The 412-nt window shown below is 71.1% G+C and carries 1 protein-coding gene; it reads left to right on the plus strand.

Annotated features, from left to right (window positions below; all coding sequences use genetic code 11):
• A partial coding sequence (locus tag HU147_RS19220; RefSeq protein WP_224077674.1) for a methyl-accepting chemotaxis protein occupies nucleotides 1-412 on the plus strand: 412 nt, incomplete at both ends.

Consider the following 412-nt stretch of genomic DNA (forward strand, 5'->3'; position numbering starts at 1 on the left):
GTCATCACCTCCATCGCGGAGCAGACCAACCTCCTCGCGCTCAACGCGACGATCGAGGCGGCCCGGGCCGGCGAGTCCGGCAAGGGCTTCGCCGTCGTAGCCAACGAGGTCAAGGAGCTCGCGCAGGAGACGGGGCGTGCCACCGAGGACATCGCCCGCCGGGTGGAGGCGATCCAGGCCGACACCTCCAGCGCGGTCGAGGCGATCGGCGAGATCGCAGCGATCATCGCCCGCATCAACGACTTCCAGACCACGATCGCGTCCGCGGTCGAGGAGCAGACCGCGACGACCGGAGAGATGGCGCGCAACGTCGCGGAGGCGGCCGCGGGCACCGGCGAGATTGCGGAGAACGCGATCGGTGTCGCGGACGGCGCCTCGGCCACCGCGAGCTCGGTGACGCAGGCCCGTCAGT

Origin of the sequence: Planococcus chinensis (assembly GCF_020071995.1) — a bacterium.
Taxonomy (GTDB): Bacteria; Bacillota; Bacilli; order Bacillales_A; family Planococcaceae; genus Planococcus; species Planococcus chinensis_A.